The 17,782-nt window shown below is 71.5% G+C and carries 15 protein-coding genes; 8 read left to right on the top strand and 7 right to left on the bottom strand.

Going from position 1 to position 17,782, the window contains the following annotated elements; all coding sequences use genetic code 11:
• The first annotated feature begins 114 nt into the window (after positions 1–114).
• From ACFYXA_RS13535 to ACFYXA_RS13520, 4 genes are read left to right on the top strand one after another with little or no spacing between them, the layout of a single operon-like run.
• Positions 115–1,740, top strand: coding sequence for a glycoside hydrolase family 13 protein (locus tag ACFYXA_RS13535; protein ID WP_352252848.1), 1,626 nt, complete (start codon positions 115–117; stop codon positions 1,738–1,740).
• A gap of 39 nt (positions 1,741–1,779) precedes the next feature.
• Positions 1,780–3,108 carry an ABC transporter substrate-binding protein gene (locus ACFYXA_RS13530; RefSeq protein WP_389032055.1) on the top strand — a complete coding sequence of 443 codons (1,329 nt, stop codon included), beginning with the start codon at positions 1,780–1,782 and terminating at the stop codon, positions 3,106–3,108.
• Between the two features lie 6 nt (positions 3,109–3,114).
• Positions 3,115–4,473, top strand: coding sequence for a carbohydrate ABC transporter permease (locus ACFYXA_RS13525; protein ID WP_389032051.1), 1,359 nt, complete (start codon positions 3,115–3,117; stop codon positions 4,471–4,473).
• A complete protein-coding gene (locus tag ACFYXA_RS13520) occupies positions 4,470–5,309 on the top strand; it encodes a carbohydrate ABC transporter permease (protein ID WP_130437377.1) in 840 nt (279 codons plus the stop codon). Before ACFYXA_RS13525 ends, ACFYXA_RS13520 begins: the two co-directional genes overlap by 4 nt.
• Positions 5,310–5,397: 88 nt before the next feature.
• On the opposite strand, the gene pgl is transcribed toward ACFYXA_RS13520, so the two are convergent.
• Genes pgl through tkt form a run of 5 tightly spaced genes read right to left on the bottom strand, consistent with a single transcriptional unit; the run spans position 5,398 to position 12,123 of the window.
• Positions 5,398–6,180 carry a 6-phosphogluconolactonase gene (gene pgl / locus ACFYXA_RS13515; protein ID WP_352253625.1) on the bottom strand — a complete coding sequence of 261 codons (783 nt, stop codon included), beginning with the start codon at positions 6,178–6,180 and terminating at the stop codon, positions 5,398–5,400.
• Complete coding sequence (opcA, locus tag ACFYXA_RS13510) at positions 6,177–7,343, bottom strand: glucose-6-phosphate dehydrogenase assembly protein OpcA (protein WP_389032046.1); 1,167 nt, start codon at positions 7,341–7,343, stop codon at positions 6,177–6,179. The genes pgl and opcA overlap by 4 nt, the downstream gene beginning before the upstream one ends.
• Complete coding sequence (gene zwf, locus ACFYXA_RS13505) at positions 7,340–8,869, bottom strand: glucose-6-phosphate dehydrogenase (RefSeq protein ID WP_352253627.1); 1,530 nt, start codon at positions 8,867–8,869, stop codon at positions 7,340–7,342. Before zwf ends, opcA begins: the two co-directional genes overlap by 4 nt.
• A 13-nt stretch (positions 8,870–8,882) precedes the next feature.
• On the bottom strand, positions 8,883–10,001 hold the full coding sequence (gene tal / locus ACFYXA_RS13500; protein ID WP_389032043.1) for a transaldolase: 1,119 nt from the start codon (positions 9,999–10,001) through the stop codon (positions 8,883–8,885).
• Positions 10,002–10,035: 34 nt separating this feature from the next.
• Complete coding sequence (tkt, locus tag ACFYXA_RS13495) at positions 10,036–12,123, bottom strand: transketolase (RefSeq protein WP_389032040.1); 2,088 nt, start codon at positions 12,121–12,123, stop codon at positions 10,036–10,038.
• A 448-nt stretch (positions 12,124–12,571) separates the two neighbouring features.
• On the opposite strand from tkt, the gene ACFYXA_RS13490 reads away from it, so the two are divergent.
• The 4 genes from ACFYXA_RS13490 to ACFYXA_RS13475 all read left to right on the top strand — a co-directional run bounded on the left by ACFYXA_RS13490 (position 12,572) and on the right by ACFYXA_RS13475 (position 15,930).
• The gene (locus tag ACFYXA_RS13490; RefSeq protein ID WP_351096948.1) at positions 12,572–13,489 is read left to right on the top strand and encodes a heme o synthase; all 918 of its coding nucleotides are present in this window, start codon (positions 12,572–12,574) and stop codon (positions 13,487–13,489) included.
• A 96-nt stretch (positions 13,490–13,585) separates the two neighbouring features.
• Entirely contained in the window at positions 13,586–13,918 is a 333-nt protein-coding gene (locus ACFYXA_RS13485) for a hypothetical protein (protein WP_351096946.1), read from the top strand.
• Between the two features lie 109 nt (positions 13,919–14,027).
• Positions 14,028–15,137, top strand: coding sequence for an amidohydrolase (locus ACFYXA_RS13480; RefSeq protein WP_389032035.1), 1,110 nt, complete (start codon positions 14,028–14,030; stop codon positions 15,135–15,137).
• 19 nt (positions 15,138–15,156) lie between these two features.
• A complete protein-coding gene (locus ACFYXA_RS13475; protein WP_389032031.1) occupies positions 15,157–15,930 on the top strand; it encodes a nucleotidyltransferase in 774 nt (257 codons plus the stop codon).
• On the opposite strand, the gene ACFYXA_RS13470 is transcribed toward ACFYXA_RS13475, so the two are convergent.
• Positions 15,885–16,913 (bottom strand): COX15/CtaA family protein, encoded by a 1,029-nt coding sequence (locus ACFYXA_RS13470; RefSeq protein WP_352247584.1) that lies wholly within the window; start codon positions 16,911–16,913, stop codon positions 15,885–15,887. The two genes, ACFYXA_RS13475 and ACFYXA_RS13470, sit on opposite strands and share 46 nt — an antisense overlap.
• A gap of 55 nt (positions 16,914–16,968) precedes the next feature.
• Positions 16,969–17,739, bottom strand: coding sequence for an ABC transporter permease (locus ACFYXA_RS13465; protein WP_389032026.1), 771 nt, complete (start codon positions 17,737–17,739; stop codon positions 16,969–16,971).
• Positions 17,740–17,782: the final 43 nt, after the last annotated feature.

Genomic DNA, 17,782 nt, shown 5'->3' with positions numbered 1-17,782 from the left:
CCCTTCACGCCTCCTGTCCATAGTTACTTGTTAGGTAACGCGTAGGTCTCATCTGACCCCGGTGCGGGTTCTTTTCGTTGACATCTTCCTGACACGCTTACCTAACATGCATACATGTTGAGTAAGTACTGCTGGTGGCGGGACGCGGTGATCTACCAGGTCTACGTCCGCAGCTTTCTGGACAGCACCGGCGACGGCGTCGGCGACCTCGCCGGGGTCAGGGCCGGACTGCCCTATCTGAAGAAGCTCGGTGTGGACGGCATCTGGCTGAGCCCGTTCTACCCGTCCCCGCAGCACGACCACGGCTACGACGTCGCCGACTACTGCGACGTCGACCCGCTCTTCGGCGACCTCGCCGAGTTCGACCGGCTGGTGGCGGCCGCCCGCCGGCTCGGCGTCAAGGTGCTCCTGGACATCGTCCCCAACCACTGTTCCAGCGAGCACCCCTGGTTCCGTGAGGCGCTCGCCTCCGCGCCCGGCAGCGCGGCCCGCGCCCGCTTCCACTTCGCCGACGGCCGCGGCCCCGACGGCGCCGAACCGCCCAACAACTGGCACGCCATGTTCGGCGGCCCCGCCTGGACCCGGATCACCGAGCCCGACGGCCGGCCCGGCCAGTGGTACCTGCACATGTTCACCCCCGAGCAGCCGGACTGGAACTGGCGCACCCCCGAGGTCGCCGCCGAGTTCGACCGGGTCCTGCGCTTCTGGCTGGACCGGGGCGCCGACGGCTTCCGGATCGACGTCGCCGCCGGCCTCTACAAGCACCCCTCACTGCCCGACTCCGACGACCCCGAGGCCGACGCCCGCACTCGCGACTCGGTCAACCCGCTCGCCTGGAACCAGCCCGAGGTGCACGACGTGTGGCGGCACTGGCGGGCGGTCTGCGAGGAGTACACGGCCCGCGACGGCCGCGAACGGCTCCTGGTCGGCGAGGTCTCCGTCCCCACCGCCCGCGAACACGCGAAGTACGTCCGCCCGGACGAACTCCACCAGGCCTTCTTCTTCGACCTGCTGAGCGCCCCCTGGAACGCCGACGCCTTCCGCAAGGTCATCTCCGAGGCCATGGCCGACATCGCCGGCACCGGCTCCACGGTCACCTGGGTCCTCAACAACCACGACCAGGTCCGCACCGTCACCCGCTACGGCGAACCGGCCCCCGCCGGCAGCGGACTGGGCACCGCCCGCGCCCGCGCCGCGGCCCTGCTGATGCTGGCGCTGCCCGGCGCCGCCTACATCTACCAGGGCGAGGAACTCGGCCTGCCCGAGGTCGTCGACCTCCCCGACGACGTGCTCACCGACCCCATCTTCCGGCGCACCGGAAGCCGAGCCCGCATCCGCGACGGCTGCCGCGTCCCGCTGCCGTGGTCGGGACAGGCCTCGCCGTTCGGCTTCACCTCCGGCGCGGAGGGGGCCAAACCCTGGCTGCCGCAGCCCGACTACTTCGCCGAGCACGCCACCGACCGGGCCCTCGCCGACACCCGCTCCTTCTGGCACCTGTACCGCGACGGACTCCAACTGCGCTCCGCTCTGCCCCAGTTGGGTGAGGGCGCCATGCGCTGGCTGGACACCCCGCCCGGCGTCCTCGCCTTCGAACGCGGTGACGGCCTGGTCTGCGCCGTCAACTTCGGTACGGCGCCCACCCCCGCGCCGGTCGCCGGCGTCCCACTGCTGTCCAGCGACCCCTGCCCGGCTGGCGTCCTGCCCGGCTCGACCTCGGCCTGGTGGCTCAGCGACCTCTAAAACCCCGTCAACTCCCCACCTCTCGAAGGGACATCAACGATGATGCGACGACGTGCGACCCTGCTCTCCGGCTGCACCGCCCTCGCCCTCGCGCTCGGCGCCACCGCCTGCGGCGGCTCGGGACCGGTCGCGGCGGGCGGCGGCGACAAGGCGCTGAACGGCCAGACCGTCACCGTGGCCGGCGTCTGGTCCGGCAGCGAGCAGAAGAACTTCCAGAAGGTCCTGGACGCGTTCACCGAGAAGACCGGCGCGAAGACCCAGTTCACGTCCACCGGGGACAACGTCTCCACCGTCGTCGGCAGCAAGATCGAGGGCGGCAACGCCCCCGACGTCGTGATGGTCCCGCAGGTCGGGGTGCTTCAGCAGTTCGCCGCCAAGGGCTGGCTCACGCCGCTCTCCGACACCACCCGCAAGTCCGTCGAGGCCAACTACGCCCCGGTGTGGAAGACCTACGGCAGCGTCGGCGGCGCCCTCTACGGCCTGTACTTCAAGGCCGCCCACAAGTCGACCGTCTGGTACAGCCCCGACGCCCTCACCCAGGCCGGCGTCAAGCCCCCGGCCACCTACGCCGACCTGCTGAAGGCCGGACGCACCGTCTCCGACTCCGGCCTCGCCGCGTTCTCCGTCGCAGGGCAGGACGGCTGGACCCTCACCGACTGGTTCGAGAACGTCTACCTCTCCCAGGCCGGACCCGAGAAGTACGACGCCCTCGCCTCCCACAAGCTGAAGTGGACCGACGCCTCCGTCGTCAAGGCGCTCACCACGCTCGGCGAACTCTTCAAGGACAAGCAGCTCATCGCCGGCGGCCAGAAGGGCGCGCTGAACACCGACTTCCCCGGCTCGGTGGAGAAGGTGTTCGGGCCGAAGCCCGAGGCGGGCATGGTCTACGAGGGCGACTTCGTCGCCGGTGTCGCCAAGGACCAGTTCGGCCGGAAGATCGGCCAGGACGCGAACTTCTTCCCGTTCCCGGCGGTCGACGGCGGCGACGCCCCCGTGGTCAGCGGCGGCGACGCGGCCGTCGTCCTCAAGGACGGCAAGAACGCCAAGGCGGGCATGGCCCTCCTGGAGTACCTCGCGACCCCCGAGGCCGCCGCCGTCTGGGCCGAGGCGGGCGGCTTCCTGTCCCCGAACAAGAAGCTCGACCTCGCCTCCTACGGCGACGACGTCACCCGCGCCACCGCCAAGTCCCTCGTCGACGCCGGTGACTCGGTCCGCTTCGACATGTCCGACCAGGCGCCCGCCGCGTTCGGCGGCACCAAGGGCGCGGGGGAGTGGAAGCTGCTCCAGGACTTCCTGCGCGACCCGTCCGACCCCAAGGCGACCGCGGCCCAGCTGGAAGCCGCCGCGGCCAAGGCCTACAAGGGCTGACCGGACATGACCGCCACCCTCGCGAAAGAGGCGGCCACACCGCCCGCCGCCCCGGCCGGCCGCGCCCGGCGCCCGGGGCGGCGGGGGCGGGCCGTCGCCCTTCTCTTCGCCCTGCCCGCACTGCTCCTGCTCGGCGCCCTCGTCGTCTACCCGGTGCTCTTCTCCGTCGGCCGCAGCCTGTTCGACGCCTCCGGCACCCGCTTCGTCGGCGGCGACAACTACGCCGAGATGTTCCGCGACCCCGCCACCTTCAAGGCCGTACGCAACACGGCGATCTGGGTGGTCGTGGCCCCGGCGCTGCTGACCGGGCTGGGCCTGATCCTCGCCGTGCTGGTGGAGAAGATCCGCTGGGCGACGGCGTTCAAGCTGCTGCTGTTCATGCCGATGGCGGTGTCCTTCCTCGCCGCCGGCATCATCTTCCGCCTCGCCTACGACGAGGACCCGGACAAGGGTGTGCTCAACGCCGCCGCCGTCTCCCTCCACGACGCCTTCCAGGACACCTCGGCCTACCCGACGGCCCGCGCCCGCGACGGGCAGGGGCTCACCGCCGACCCGGACGGCTCCTACCGCACCGGCGCGGCCGTCTCGCCGGGCGACACGGTGAACCTCCCCCTCGTCGGCGTGGCGCCCAAGGACCTCCCCGCCGGCGCCGGGCCCGCGTACACCGCCGCCTCCCGCCCGGCCGCCCGGGACGGACTGAGCGGGGTGGTCTACCTCGACTTCACGCCCGGAGGGGGCGGGACGCCGGGCAAGGTCGACCGCAGCGAGAGCGGGCTGCCCGGGATGCGCGTCGAGGCGGTACGCGACGGCAGGACCGCAGCGACCGCCACCACCGCGCCGGACGGCTCCTTCGACTTCCCCCGGCTGGACGCCGGCTCCTACACACTGCGGCTGCCCGCCTCGAACTTCGCGCAGCCCTACGACGGCGTCTCCTGGCTCGGCCCCGCCCTGGTCACACCGGCGATCATCGGGGCGTACCTGTGGATCTGGACCGGCTTCGCGATGGTGCTGATCGGCGCGGGGCTCTCCACCCTGCCCAGGGACGCGCTGGAGGCGGCGCGGATGGACGGGGCGAACGAGTGGCAGATCTTCCGGCGGATCACCGTCCCGCTGCTCGCGCCCGTCCTCACCGTGGTCTTCGTGACCCTCGTCATCAACGTGATGAAGGTCTTCGACCTCGTCTACATCATCGCGCCCGGACCGGTGCAGGAGGACGCGACCGTGCTCGCCACCCAGATGTGGCTGGTGTCCTTCGGCGGCGGCAACGACCAGGGCCTCGGCAGCGCGCTCGGCGTACTGCTCCTGCTGCTGGTGGTCCCGGCGATGGTCTTCAACGTCCGCCGATTCAAGAGGAGTCAGCGATGAACGCCCTCAGGCGTCACCTCGGCAGCGGGATCGTGCAGGCCTTCCTGGTGCTGGTCGGCCTGGTGTGGATGACGCCCCTGGCGGGACTGTTCCTGTCCTCGCTCAGGTCGGCGGAGGACACCGCCGAGGGCGGCTGGTGGACGGTGTTCGCCAGTCCCGGGCAGCTGTCCTTCGACAACTACGCGTCGCTGCTGGGGAACGCCGGCATCACCCAGGCGTTCTGGAACACCGTGCTGATCTCGGTGCCCACGACCGTCCTCGTCGTCGTGCTGGCGGCGCTCGCCGGATACGCCTTCGCCTGGCTGGACTTCCCCGGCCGGGACGCCGTCTTCCTGGTCGTGGTCGCGCTGTTGGTGGTGCCGGTGCAGATCGGCCTGCTGCCGGTCGCCAAACTCTTCGGCCAGCTGGGCCTGTTCGGGACCATCCCCGGAGTGGTCCTGTTCCACGTGGCCTACGGGCTGCCGTTCGCGGTGTTCCTGCTGCGCAACTACTTCGTGGAGATCCCGAAGGAGATGCTGGAGGCGGCCCGCATGGACGGCGGCAGCGAGTGGCGCATCTTCACCCGGCTGGTCGTCCCCGTGGGGCGTCCCGCCCTCGCCAGCCTGGCCATCTTCCAGTTCCTGTGGGTGTGGAACGACATGCTGGTGGCGCTGCTCTTCGCCGACAGCTCCTCACAGCCGCTGACGGTCGCCCTCCAGTCCCAGATACGGCAGTTCGGCAGCAACATCGACGTGCTCGCGCCGGGCGCGTTCCTGTCGCTGGTGGTGCCGGTGGCGGTGTTCTTCGCCTTCCAGAAGCACTTCGTGCAGGGGGTGATGGCGGGCTCGGTGAAGTGAGCCCGCCGCGCACGCGAAGACGGGTGAGGGCGGCGGACCGTGTCGGTCCGCCGCCCTCACCCGTCGACCCGTGCTCAGGCCCCGGACCTCACGGCGAGGCCGGCGGGTACAGCGCCCTGGGCAGCTCGGAGGCGGCCGCCGAGTCCAGCAGCCACAGCGTGCGCGCACGGCCGCGCGCGCCGGCCGCCGGGGCCTGGATCTCGCCCGCGCCCGACAGGGCGATCGCCGCCGCCCGCGCCTTGTCCTCGCCGGCCGCCAGCAGCCACACCTCACGGGCCGCCCGGATCGCCGGGAGAGTAAAAGTGATACGAGTCGGCGGCGGCTTGGGCGCGCCGTGCACGCCGACCACCGTGCGCTCGGTCTCCCGCACGGCCGGCAGCTCCGGGAAGAGCGAGGCCACATGGGTGTCCGGGCCGACGCCCAGCATCAGGACGTCGAAGGTGGGCACGGCGCTGTGGTTCTCAGGGCCGGCCGCGCGGGCCAGTTCCTCGGCGTAGGCCTCGGCGGCGGCCTCCACGTCGGCGCCGTGGGGACCGTCCGACGCGGGCATGGCGTGCACGCGCTTCGGGTCCACGGGCACGGAGTCCAGCAGGGCCTCACGGGCCTGCGTGTCGTTGCGCTCCGGGTCGCCCTCGGGCAGGAAGCGCTCGTCGCCCCACCACAGGTCGATCCGGGACCAGTCGACGGCGTCCCGGGCGGGCGCGGTCGCCAGCGCGGCCAGCAGGCCGTTGCCGTTGCGCCCGCCGGTGAGGACCACGGAGGCGTGGCCCCGGGAGGCCTGCGCGTCCACGATCTTCGTGATCAGGCGGGCGGCGGCGGCCTGCGCCATCAGTTCCTTGTCGCGGTGCACGACGAGCTGAGGGGCGCTCACTTCGCCGCCGCCTTCCTCGCCGGGGCCTTGCGGGCGGTCTTCTTGGCCGCCTGCTGGGCGGGCGCCTTCGCGGCCTCCTCCACGGGAGTGTCGACGGCGGCCGGCTCACCTTCGGAGGAACCATCGGCAGCCGGTTCACCCGCAGCCGGACGCGGTTCCTCCGAAGCCGCGTCACCTGAAGCAGACTCACCCGAGCCGGCCTCTGCCCGCTCCGCCCGGGCCGCCGGCGTGACCTGTCCCGCCGCGAGCCGCTCCACGCCGAACCGCAGCGCCGAGGCGTACGTGTCGTCCGGGTCGAGCCGCCGCAGCTCCTCCGCGATCAGCTCGGCGGTGTCCCGGCGCTTGAGCGCCACCGCGCGGTCGGGCTGGCCCTCTATGGAGAGCGTCGCCAGCGAGCCGTCGGCCCGGTCCAGCGCGATCGGGCCGCAGTCGGTCGACATGCGCACCGCCGTGAGTCCCGGCCCGGCGGACAGCGAGCGCTTGACGGGGACGTCGAGACGGTCGCCCAGCCACATCGCCAGCAGCTCGCAGCTCGGGTTGAACTCCTCGCCCTCCACCTCGACCGACTCCACCTTGCAGGTGACCTGGTCCAGGGCCGCCGCCAGCATCGAACGCCAGGGCGTGATCCGGGTCCACGACAGGTCGGTGTCGCCGGGGGTGTAGGCCTCGGAGCGGGCCGCCAGGTCCCGTACGGGCTGCTCGGCGGCGTAGGTGTCGGTGACCCGGCGCTGGGCCAGCGCGCCCAGCGGGTCCTGGGCCGGGTCGAGCGGCGCGTTGACCGGCCACCACACGACGACGGGCGCGTCCGGCAGCAGCAGGGGCAGCACCACCGACTGAGCGTGGTCGGCCACCTCCCCGTACAGCCGCAGCACGACCGTCTCGCCGGTGCCCGCGTCCGCGCCGACCCGCACCTCCGCGTCCAGCCGGGACTGGGTGCGGTCGCGGGGGGAGCGGGAGACGCGCCTGATCACCACGAGCGTGCGCGAGGGGTGCTCGTGCGAGGCGTCGCCGGCCGCCTTGAGCGCGTCGTACGCGTTCTCCTCGTCGGTGACGATGACCAGCGTGAGCACCATGCCCACGGCCGGTGTGCCGATCGCCCGGCGGCCCTGGACCAGCGCCTTGTTGATCTTGCTGGCCGTGGTGTCCGTGAGGTCTGTCTTCATGGCCGGCGCCAGCTCCGTCCGTCTCGTTCGAGCATCTCGTCCGCCTCGACGGGTCCCCAGGTGCCGGCCTGGTACTGGGCGGGCTTGCCGTTCTTGTCCCAGTACTCCTCGATCGGGTCGAGGATCTTCCAGGACAGCTCGACCTCCTCGGTACGCGGGAAGAGGTTGGAGTCGCCGAGGAGGACGTCCAGGATGAGGCGCTCGTACGCCTCGGGCGAGGACTCCGTGAAGGACTCGCCGTAGGCGAAGTCCATGGACACGTCCCGGATCTCCATCGAGGTGCCCGGCACCTTGGAGCCGAAGCGGACCGTCACGCCCTCGTCGGGCTGGACGCGGATGACGATCGCGTTCTTGCCCAGCTCCTCCGTCGCCGTGTGGTCGAAGGGGGAGTGCGGGGCCCGCTGGAAGACCACCGCGATCTCGGTGACCCGGCGGCCGAGGCGCTTGCCGGTGCGCAGGTAGAAGGGGACGCCCGCCCAGCGGCGGTTGTCGACCTCGAGCTTGATGGCCGCGTAGGTGTCGGTCTTCGACTTGGGGTCGATGCCGTCCTCTTCCAGATAGCCGACGGCCTTCTCGCCGCCCTGCCATCCGGCCGCGTACTGCGCGCGCACGGTGTCCTTGCCCAGGTCCTTGGGCAGCTTCACCGCGCCGAGCACCTTGGTCTTCTCCGCGGCGAGCGCGTCCGCGTCGAAGGAGGCCGGCTCCTCCATGGCCGTGAGGGCCATCAGCTGGAGCAGGTGGTTCTGGATGACGTCCCGCGCCGCGCCGATGCCGTCGTAGTAGCCGGCCCGGCCGCCGATGCCGATGTCCTCGGCCATCGTGATCTGCACGTGGTCCACGAAGGACCGGTTCCAGATCGGCTCGAACATCGTGTTGGCGAAGCGCAGCGCCAGGATGTTCTGGACGGTCTCCTTGCCCAGGTAGTGGTCGATGCGGAAGACCTGGTCCGGGGCGAAGACCTCGTGGACGATCTCGTTGAGCTCCTCGGCCGACTTCAGGTCGTGGCCGAACGGCTTCTCGATGACCGCGCGCCGCCAGTGGCCGCCCGTCTGGTCCGCCAGCCCGTGCTTCTTCAGCTGCTGGATGACCACCGGGAAGGCGCCCGGGGGCACCGACAGGTAGAAGGCGAAGTTGCCGCCGGTGCCCTGCGCCTTGTCCAGTTCCTCGATCGTCGCCCGAAGCCGCTCGAAGGCGTCGTCGTCGTCGAAGGTGCCCTGCACGAAGCGCATCCCCTGGATGAGCTGCTGCCAGACCTCCTCGCGGAAGGGGGTGCGGGCGTGTTCCTTGACCGCGTCGTGGACCTCCTGCGCGAAGTCCTCGTTGGCCCATTCGCGGCGGGCGAACCCGACCAGCGAGAAGCCCGGCGGCAGCAGACCCCGGTTCGCGAGGTCGTACACCGCGGGCATCAGCTTCTTGCGCGACAGGTCGCCCGTGACGCCGAAGATGACCAGGCCCGACGGCCCCGCGATACGCGGGAGCCGTCGGTCTGCGGGGTCACGAAGCGGATTGGCTCCGGAACCGGGGATGGATGACAAGTCCTCAGTCCTCCGAAGGGGCGAGGCGCTGGAGCTCCGCCTCGGTCGACTTGAGCAGGTCGTTCCAGGACGCCTCGAACTTCTCGACGCCCTCTTCCTCCAGCAGCTGCACGACCTCGTCGTAGGAGATCCCGAGCTTCTCGACCGCGTCGAGGTCGGCGCGCGCCTGCTCGTAGGTGCCGGCGATGGTGTTGCCGGTGATCTCGCCGTGGTCGTCGGCGGCGAACAGGGTCGCCTCCGGCATGGTGTTCACCGTGTTCGGCGCCACCAGCTCGTCCACGTACAGCGTGTCCTTGTACGCCGGGTCCTTCACACCGGTGGAGGCCCACAGCGGACGCTGCTTGTTGGCGCCCGCCTTCTCCAGCGCCAGCCAGCGCTCCGACGAGAAGACCTCCTCGTAGGCCTGGTAGGCGAGCCGGGCGTTGGCGACGCCGGCCTTGCCGCGGGCGGCCTTGGCCTCGTCGGTGCCGAGCGCGTCGAGCCGCTTGTCGATCTCGGTGTCCACACGGGACACGAAGAAGGACGCCACGGAGTGGATCTTCGACAGGTCCAGGCCGCGCTCCTTGGCCTTCTCCAGGCCGCTCAGGTAGGCGTCCATCACCTGGCGGTAGCGCTCCAGGGAGAAGATCAGCGTGACGTTGACGCTGATGCCGTGGCCGATGACCTCGCCGATCGCGGGCAGACCGCCCATGGTGGCCGGGATCTTGATCAGCGTGTTGGGCCGGTCGACCAGCCACGCCAGCTGCTTGGCCTCGGCGACCGTCGGCTTGGTGTGGTGGGCGAGCCGCGGGTCGACCTCGATGGAGACCCGGCCGTCCTGGCCGCCCGTGGCGTCGAAGACCGGGCGCAGGATGTCGGCGGCGTCACGGACGTCCGCCGTCGTGATCATGCGGATGGCCTCTTCGACGCTGACCTTGCGGGAGGCGAGGTCCGACAGCTGCTGGTCGTAGCCGTCACCCTGAGAGATCGCCTTCTGGAAGATCGACGGGTTGGTGGTGACGCCCACGACGTGCTGCTGGTCGATCAGCTCGGCGAGGTTGCCGGACGTGATCCGCTTGCGCGACAGGTCGTCCAGCCAGATCGCCACGCCTTCCTCGGAGAGGCGCTTGAGTGCGTCTGTCATGGAATTACATCTCCTACGTGTCGTGTATGGGGCGTCAGCGCTGGGCCGCGGCCAGGGATTCCCTCGCCTGCGCGGCGACGTTCTCGGCAGTGAAGCCGTACTCGCGGAAGAGGACCTTGCCGTCGGCCGAAGCACCGAAGTGCTCCAGGGAAACGATGCGACCGGCGTCCCCGACGTACTTGTGCCAGGTCAGTCCGATGCCCGCCTCGACCGCGACCCGGGCCCTCACCGACGGCGGCAGCACGCTGTCCCGGTACCCCTGGTCCTGCTCCTCGAACCACTCCACGGACGGCATCGACACCACACGGGTGGGGACACCGTCGGCCTGAAGCTGCTCACGCGCCTCGACGGCCACATGCACCTCGGAACCGGTGGCGATCAGGACGACCTGGGCGTCGCCGCCCTCGGCCTCCAGCAGGACGTAACCGCCGCGCGCCGCGCCCTCGTTGGGCTCGTAGGTCGGCACGCCCTGACGGGTCAGCACCAGACCGTGCGGGGCGCCCTTGCCGAACTCCTTCGTCCAGCGCTTGAGGATCTCGCGCCAGGCGATCGCGGTCTCGTTGGCGTCCGCCGGGCGCACGACGTTGAGGCCCGGGATGGCGCGCAGCGAGGCGAGGTGCTCGACCGGCTGGTGGGTGGGGCCGTCCTCGCCGAGGCCGATGGAGTCGTGCGTCCACACGTACGTCACCGGCAGGTGCATCAGGGCCGACAGGCGCACGGCGTTGCGCATGTAGTCGGAGAACACCAGGAACGTGCCGCCGTAGATACGGGTGTTGCCGTGCAGGGCGATGCCGTTCATCTCCGCGGCCATGGAGTGCTCGCGGATGCCGAAGTGGATCGTGCGGCCGTACGGGCTCGCCTCGGGCAGCGGGTTGCCGGCGGGCAGGAACGACGAGGTCTTGTCGATGGTGGTGTTGTTGGAGCCGGCCAGGTCGGCCGAGCCGCCCCACAGCTCGGGGATCACCCCGCCGAGCGCCTGGAGCACCTTGCCGGACGCGGCGCGCGTGGCGACGCCCTTGCCGGGCTCGAACACCGGGAGCTTCTCCTCCCAGCCGGCCGGCAGCTCGCCCGCGGCGATCCGGTCGAACTCGGCGGCCCGCTCGGGGTTGTTGTCGCGCCACTGCTGGAACGACTTCTCCCACTCGGCCTTCGCCTCGGCGCCGCGCTTCAGCGCCTCGCGGGTGTGCCCGATGACCTCGTCGGAGACCTCGAAGGTCTGCTCCGGGTCGAAGCCGAGGACGCGCTTGGTGGCCGCGACCTCGTCGTCGCCGAGCGCCGAGCCGTGCGCGGCCTCGGTGTTCTGCGCGTTCGGGGCGGGCCAGGCGATGATCGAGCGCATCGCGATGAAGGACGGCCTGTCCGTCACCTTCTTCGCTTCCTCGATCGCGTCGTAGAGGGCGTGCGGGTCGAGGTCGCCGTCCGGCTTCGGGGCGACGCGCTGCACATGCCAGCCGTACGCCTCGTACCGCTTGACGGTGTCCTCGGAGACGGCGGTCTCGGTGTCGCCCTCGATCGAGATGTGGTTGTCGTCCCACAGCAGCACCAGGTTGCCGAGCTTCTGGTGACCGGCCAGCGAGGACGCCTCGGCGGAGATGCCCTCCTGGAGGCAGCCGTCACCGGCGATGCAGTAGACGAAGTGGTCGAAGGGGGACTCGCCCTCGGCGGCCTCCGGGTCGAACAGGCCGCGCTCGTAGCGGGCGGCCATCGCCATGCCGACGGCGTTGGCGACACCCTGGCCCAGCGGACCGGTCGTCGTCTCCACGCCCACGGTGTGGCCGTACTCCGGGTGGCCGGGGGTCTTCGAACCCCACGTCCTGAACGCCTTCAGGTCGTCCAGCTCCAGGCCGAAACCGGCCAGGTACAGCTGGGTGTAAAGGGTCAGGGACGAGTGGCCCGCGGACAGCACGAAGCGGTCGCGGCCGACCCAGTCCGGGTCGGCGGGGTCATGCCGCATCACCTTCTGGAAGAGGGTGTAGGCGGCGGGCGCCAGGCTCATCGCCGTACCGGGATGGCCGTTGCCGACCTTCTGTACGGCGTCTGCGGCAAGGACGCGGGCGGTGTCCACGGCCCGCTGGTCCCACTCGGTCCACTCGAGGTCTGTGGTGGTCGGCTTGGTGCTCACCCTGAGTCAGGGCTCCTCTCCACATGTCGAATACCGGCTGTTGCGGGCGCGCGCCCACCGGCTGCCGATGCGCTGTGCGCGCACCGGCCGTTGTCGAGCCTACCCCTGAGAGGAGGCGCCTTTTTCGCGTCATTCCAGACTGCCGGGCCGCGTCGGCATCCGCCTCCCGACCGGGCCGTTTCCCCTGTCGACACATGAATACGGACCCGCTCATCCGACTGCTCAATCGAGCCACGCGGGCACTGATGAGCGACCCCCTCGAACACCCCCCGGCGCCCCCTCGCACCGGCCCCCGTCAACACGACCGACCCCCGCGAAGGACGAAGTATGGGCAACGTCTACAGTGGCGTGGTACGCGCGAGCCTTTACCGGGACTTCACACCGGCAGGCTCGCTGGGAGTCTCTGTCAGGGGTGTGCGTGACGGCCGTTGAATCCCGTCCAGTAGGGATGATCGGGACGAGCCAGAGCCCGAGCCACCGGCCGTTCGGGGCCCGTGTCAAGGCGTTCGTGGCGCTGACCAAGCCGCGGATCATCGAACTGCTGCTGATCACCACCGTGCCGGTGATGTTCCTGGCGCAGCAGGGTGTCCCGGACCTGGGGCTGGTCCTGCTCACCTCCGTCGGCGGCTACCTGTCCGCGGGCGGCGCCAACGCGCTGAACATGTACATCGACCGCGACATCGACGCGCTCATGGACCGCACCTCGCAGCGCCCGCTCGTCACCGGCATGGTCAGTCCCCGCGAGTGCCTCGCCTTCGGCGTCACGCTGGCCGTCGTCTCGACCCTGCTGTTCGGCCTCACCGTCAACTGGCTGTCCGCCTGGCTCGCCCTCGGGGCACTCCTCTTCTACGTCGTCGTCTACACGATGATCCTCAAGCGGCGCACGTCGCAGAACATCGTGTGGGGCGGCATCGCGGGCTGCATGCCGGTGCTGATCGGCTGGTCGGCCGTGACGAACTCGCTGTCCTGGGCGCCGGTGATCCTCTTCGCCGTCATCTTCTTCTGGACGCCGCCGCACTACTGGCCGCTGTCCATGAAGGTGAAGGACGACTACGCGCGCGTGGGCGTGCCGATGCTCCCGGTGATCGCCTCCAACAAGACCGTCGCCAAGCAGATCGTGATCTACAGCTGGGTGATGGTCGCCGTCTCGCTGCTGCTGACGCCGCTCGGCTACACCGGCTGGTTCTACACCGCGGTCGCGCTGGCCGCCGGCGGCTGGTGGCTCTGGGAGGCGCACGCCCTGCAGAACCGCGCGAAGGCCGAGGTGACGGGCGGGAAGCTGAAGGAGATGCGGCTGTTCCACTGGTCGATCACCTATGTCTCCTTGCTGTTCGTGGCGGTCGCGGTGGACCCCTTCCTGCGCTGAGCGCCCGTCCGGCGGATCATCACGGCCGGGGTGCGTGGTCAAGGCCACGCACCCCGGCCGTCGCCGTTCCGCCTACCCGTCGGTAGCATCCTGACCATGGCAGACAGCAAGCAGGTTGAGGCGAAGGCCGAGCGCACGGCGGCCCGGCTGGCCAAGCGGATCGGCGCCTTCTCCAAGGAGCACGGCGGGGCCGAGGGCCAGGTCGCGTACATCGGCGAGCGGGGCGCCCGGATCGTCCTCGTCGGCGAGGACGGCGGCTGGGGCGACCTGGTGGCGCCCTCGGTCGAGATCGCCCGCAAGGCCGTCGAGAAGTCGGGCATCACCGCCCACGAGTCCTTCGACGGCGAGTTCGCGGCCAAGGTCAGGACCGGGCCGTACGAGTGGACCCGGATGGCGGGTATCCAGGTGGGCGGCCCGTCCAACGGCTGACCCCCGGGGCGGGAGCGTCCGCCGCCCACTCCCGCGGCCGCCCGCGACCTGAACCGCGGTTCGCCCGTTAGCCGGGGGAACGACGTGGTCGACCTCGCGGGAGAGCCCGATGATCGAAACGCCGTCCCTGGTGGACCAGTACTGCCACGGCGTGCTGAGAACGGAGCTGGGCCTCGGCACCTTCGAGGCCCGGCTGTCCCGCACCGAGGGCCCGCCCGCCCCCGGCACCACCCTCTTCGACACCCAGACCGGCTTCGCCGTACGCCGCTGGTGCCCGCCGCTGCTCGGCCTGGAGCCGCACTGCCCGCCGGCCGGCTATCTCGCCCGCCGCCGTGAACTCGGCGTGCTGGAGGCGGGCCGTCGGCTGCTGCGGGGGAGCGGCGTCACCACCTACCTCGTCGACACCGGCCTGCCCGGCGATCTCACCGGGCCCGAGGAGATCGCCTCCGCGGGAGCGGCCGAGGCCCGCGAGATCGTACGGTTGGAGCCGCTCGCCGAGCAGGTCGCCGACACCTCCGGGACCGTCGAGGCCTTCCTCGCCAACCTCGCCGAGGCGCTGCACGGAGCGGCCGGGCACGCCGTCGCCTTCACCTCGGTGGCCGGCCTCCGGCACGGCCTCGCGCTCGCGCCCGAGCCGCCCGGACCGGGCCAGGTGCGGGGCGCGGCGGGCCGCTGGCTGGCCGTCCGCCGGGCCGGCGGGGAGATGGGCGACCCGGTGCTGCTGCGCCACTTGCTGTGGAGCGCGCTCGCCACCGGACTGCCGCTGCAACTGCACGCCGGACCCGCGGAGCCCGCGCCGCGCGCCGGCCGCGCCGGCCACCCCGCCCTGCTGACGGAGTTCGCCCGCGCTACGGCGGGCCTCGGCGCCGCTGTGGTCCTGCTGCCCGGCCACCCCCACCACCGGCACGCCGCCCGCCTCGCCGGCGTCTTCCCGCACGTCTACGCCGACTCCGGCACCGCGCTCGTCCACAGCGGCGGCCGCGCGGCGACGATCCTGGCGGAGACCCTGGAACTGGCCCCCTTCGGCAAGATCCTCTTCTCCAGCGGCGCACAGGCGCTCCCCGAACTGCACGTGGTGGGCGCCCGGCTGTTCCGCGAGGCCCTGGGCCGGGTCCTGGGCGCCTGGGTCGCGGAGGGCGCCTGGTCGCTCACGGACGCGCAGCGGGTGGCGTCGATGATCGCGTCGGAGAACGCGCGGAGGGTGTACGGACTGGGCTGAGCCGGTCAAGACTGGCCGTATGAACCGGACCGACGCGTTACTCGACCGCTTCCTGGCCGCCCTCTCCTCCTCCTCGCCGCACCGCTCCGGTCCCGCGAGCCGGCGGCCCCTAGCCGTCTGGGCGCACGGCTCGCTCGCGGGAGGCGACTACCAGGAGGGGCGCAGCGACCTGGACCTGATCGCCGTACTCCCGGAACCGATCACCGCGCGGACCGTCTGGGAGGTGGCCGTGGCCCACGCCCGGCTGCGCACCGAGCCGCTCGCGGGCCTGCTGCACTGCACCTACCTGACGCCCGCGACGCTCTCCGGCTCGGACCGGCGGCACCTCACATGGGCCCACGGACGGCTGTTCCGGCGGACGGTCACCCCGGTCACCCGGCGTGAGCTGCACACCTTCGGCCGGATCCTGCACGGGGGCGCCCCGGCCGAGCTGCTGCCGCCGGTGACAGACCTCGAACTGGAGGCGTTCGTCGTGCGCGACCAGCGGGACTTCTGGCGGCCGGCCGTCGACGAGGCGCGGCTGTGGACCCGGGACGTCTGGGTGGACCTGGGCCTGACGACCTTCGCCCGCGCCGCCGTCACCCTGCGGGAGGGTCGGCTGATCTCCAAGCGGGAGGCGCTGGGGGAACTGCCCGGACTGGGGGCGCCCGCCGACGTCGTCGAGGACGTCCGCCGGCGACGGTACGGGATGCGGCCGCTGTTCGCCGGGGAGGAGTGGCTCGCCCGCAGGAGCGGGCTGACGCGGGACTACCTGGGGCCGGCGATCGACGGACTGGTGGAGAAGTACTCCTGAGCCGGCGGCACGGCGTCGGCCTCGCCGGCGGCGGGCCGCTCGCGCAGGGACAGGACCACGCGCAGGACCCAGATCCACATCAGCGCGGAGCCCAGCATGTGCAGGCCGACCAGGATCTCGGGGAGATCCGTGAAGTACTGGACGTAGCCCACCACGCCCTGGCACAGCAGGACGACGAACAGCTCCCGCGTCCGGTGCAGCGGGGCCTTCGGTGCGTCGACCGCCTTCAGCACGAACCACAGCGCGAACGTCAGGGACACGACGATCCAGGCGAGGACGGCGTGGGCCTTGCTGACCGTCTCCCAGTCGAGCGGCATGCGCTCCACCTCGCTGGAGTCGCCGGCGTGCGGGCCCGCGCCGGTCACGACCGTGCCGACGAGGATCAGCAGGACCGACGCGCCGACCAGGCACCACACCAGCTGCCGCACCGCGCCGCCGACCAGCGGCTCGGGCGCCGCGTCCCCCTCCCGGGTGCGCTGCCACATCACCGTGGCGACGGCGATCAGCGCCGACGTGGCCACGAAGTGGGCGGCGACGGTGTACGGGTTGAGGCCGACGAGGACGACGATGCCGCCGAGCACGGCGTTGCTCATGACCACCCAGAACTGGGCCCAGCCCAGCCGGGTGAGGCCGCGCCGGTACGGCTTCTGCGAGCGGGCGGCGATGATCGCCCAGCCGACCGCGGCGCACAGCACGTACGTCAGCATGCGGTTGCCGAACTCGATGACGCCGTGGAAGCCCATCTCGCTGGTCGCGGTGAGGGAGTCCTCGGTGCACTTGGGCCAGGTCGGGCAGCCGAGGCCGGACCCGGTGAGCCGTACCGCGCCGCCGGTGACCACGATGAGCACCGACATCACGAGTGCGGAAAGGGCCGCCCGCTGGACCGTCCGGGGGGCGGGGGTCCAGCGGTCGGCGATGAAGGCGAGCGGGTTGCGCACGGCCGCCAGGGCGTCGGCGCGGGTCACGTTGGGCACGCCTTCCATCGTAGGGGGCCGCTTGTGCACGCTTTCACGAGGGTGCCCCGTGGCTTCGCCGCCGTCACTCCCACCGGAAGAACCTCCCCGCCGCCGCCAGGCCGGCCACCGCCCACACCGCCAGGATCCCGAGCTCGCCCCACGGCATGCCCGCCCCGTGCTGGAGCACGTCCCGCAGGCCGCCGGACAGGGCCGAGATCGGCAGCAGTGCGAGGACGTCCTGCGCCGCCGGCGGGAACTTGTCCAGCGGGACGATCACACCGCCGCCCACCAGCAGCAGCAGGAACACCAGGTTGGCCGCGGCGAGCGTCGCCTCGGCCTTCAGGGTGCCCGCCATCAGCAGCCCGAGCCCGGAGAACGCGGCCGTGCCGAGGACCAGCAGGAGCAGCACGGCGAACGGGTTCCCGTGCGGCGACCAGCCCAGCGCGAAGGCGATCACCGTCAGCAGGACGACCTGGAGGACCTCCGTGACCAGCACGGACAGTGTCTTGGCGGTCATCAGGCCCCAGCGGGGCAGCGGTGAGACGGCCAGCCGCTTCAGCACGCCGTAGCGGCGCTCGAAGCCGGTGGCGATGGCCTGCCCGGTGAACGCCGTCGACATCACGGCGAGCGCCAGGACGCCCGGGGCGAGGAAGTCCACCGCCTTGCCCTCGCCGGTGTCCACGATGTCCACCGTGCTGAAGAGCACCAGCAGCAGGGTGGGGATCACCACGGTGAGCAGCAGTTGCTCGCCGTTGCGCAGGAGCATCCGGGTCTCCAGCGCCGCCTGGGCCCGGATCATCCGGGGCAGCGGCGCGGCGCCCGGCGCCGGGGTGTGGATGCCGGTGGCGGTCATGAGCGCAGGTCCTTTCCCGTCAGCTCGAGGCTGTGCCTTCCCG

This window comes from Streptomyces sp. NPDC002566, assembly GCF_042889585.1.
GTDB lineage: Bacteria > Actinomycetota > Actinomycetes > Streptomycetales > Streptomycetaceae > Streptomyces.
This window is presented reverse-complemented; position numbering and strand designations above follow the sequence as displayed.